This window comes from Pedobacter borealis DSM 19626 (genome assembly GCF_000708285.2).
Classification (GTDB): Bacteria; Bacteroidota; Bacteroidia; order Sphingobacteriales; family Sphingobacteriaceae; genus Pedobacter; species Pedobacter borealis.
This window is the reverse complement of the sequence record NZ_JAUG01000184.1, coordinates 1-1,783: the sequence shown is the minus strand read 5'-3', so window position 1 is coordinate 1,783 and position 1,783 is coordinate 1. Positions and strand designations below refer to the sequence as shown.

Genomic DNA, 1,783 nt, shown 5'->3' with positions numbered 1-1,783 from the left:
ATTTAAGAAGATAAGCGCAGATGATATTTAATCTCTCTTCGTCGCGAAAAAATGTAAGCTAATCTTAACCTCCAAATTTACGCATTCTATAAATGGTCAGTTCTTCGGTAATCGGCGTAATTTGCGGGAGGCAGTTGGTGCATAGGTTTCCCACAGATTTAAGAAGATAAACACAGATAATATTTAATCTCTCTTTATAGTAAAAATTATAACCCGGTTTTAACTTCCAAATTTACGCACCCTATAAATCAATGATAACATGAAATACCTTCCCAATCGGTTAACTTGCTTATCTACAATGACGTTATCAAACACATCTCTTGATATCCCTGAGTTCTGATCAAAAAGATCGAATCCTTCTACACGTATAGCAGCCATATTGTTTTTCATAAATTTATATTCCATTGATAAACGAAGCAATGTTGGATTACGCACCGCACCGTTATCAAAACCAGAGTTAATCTGTTTGGTGAAATCGTAGCCCAGGGTAAGGTCTTTAAAGAAATAATTCCGGCCCTCTATGCCACACTCAAAACGGTTAGACTGGCGGTCGGTAAACGTATCATTCGAATACTTGGTCAGGTTTTGCGAATAGGAGGTTTCTACCTCAAAATTAACAATATCTTTCAGGTCTACCCTAAATTCGAGTTCCTGGCGCCAGGCCATATTGCGAGCTTCTATTCTGCTGTTATCGGTAAAAGTAATGTTGTTGTTCAGTTGTCCCGAACCAGAATAACCAATGGTAAACTTTCGCTCTGGCGAGAGCGGTTTACTGATGTCGTAATCGCCCCTGTAGGGTGTAATATTCATCTGTGTTAATGTAGCTGGTAAGCTGATTAACAGTGCCTGGTACACGCTCTTTAGTGGTTACAATCCTATCGTTGGTGCGTTCGTACTTAAAATTGGCCATGATCACTTTTCCGGCGCTCCAATCGGCTTGTTTGTAATGGGCATTCATACTGTGGATAAACTCGGGCTTTAGATTAGGGTTACCCGTAACCACGTTCTGTAAGTTAGAATTGTCGGATATTGGTTGTAATTGTAAGAATCCAGGTTGGTTATTTCTGCCCCAATAATTTACATCCAGCGATTGCTGGTTAGAAAATTTATACGAGAACCGACCAGAGGGGATGAGGTTAAAAGTACGGTTAACGGTTTCAATACTATTACTTAGATTCTGTCCCTGAAGTAAGGCTGGCTGTGCATTAAGGCCCACTGTATAGTTCAGTTTTTCCCCTATATACCGATAATTTAGTCCCACTTTATTGGTGATGAACTGATAATCATAAATATTGCTAAGGTTTGGATTAAATACCTGATTACCATTAGCAACATCATAAGCATCTCTCGAATTATTTGTTGATGATCGGTTCCAGCTATAATTCACTTCTAAAAAGGTTTTGTTCCAAAGTGGCTCCATATATGATGTCCCAACATTAAGTCCTAAATTTTGGTTATTCTGGTTGTTCAGCTGGTTTTGTAGTACCGAATCGGCTACGTTAGCATGAATGTTGATGTATTTGTTGTACACATTTCCAAAATTTTCGCCATTGGTGTAATTGATGTTACCCCAGGAAGTCAGGTTCCGGCCTTTCTTCGAAAATTTATGGTTGTAAAATATGTTGGTACGGGCATTCAGGTTATTCGAATTACTGAAATTATTGCTTTCTCTTCCCGTAAACAAGGTATCCTGGGTAATAAGCGAGCTACCCGTATTATTGCCGCTATTGGTATTGTAAGAAAAGTTTGGAGAAATTTTAAGGTAATTCATCGTATCTATTTT

General features: G+C 38.5%; 2 protein-coding genes. Both read right to left on the bottom strand.

The window, feature by feature from the left end; all coding sequences use genetic code 11:
• Window positions 1-219: 219 nt before the first annotated feature.
• Window positions 220-810 carry a hypothetical protein gene (locus AW17_RS23330; protein WP_029280770.1) on the bottom strand — a complete coding sequence of 197 codons (591 nt, stop codon included), beginning with the start codon at window positions 808-810 and terminating at the stop codon, window positions 220-222.
• The coding region (locus AW17_RS23325; RefSeq protein WP_029280768.1) for an outer membrane beta-barrel protein at window positions 770-1,783 on the bottom strand (1,014 nt) is incomplete at its 5' end. The genes AW17_RS23330 and AW17_RS23325, both read right to left, overlap by 41 nt.

What these genes read in the sequence shown, in the direction of transcription:
- AW17_RS23330 (WP_029280770.1), bottom strand. Translation starts at nt 810, where the DNA reads ATGAATATTACACCCTACAGGGGCGATTACGACATCAGTAAACCGCTC.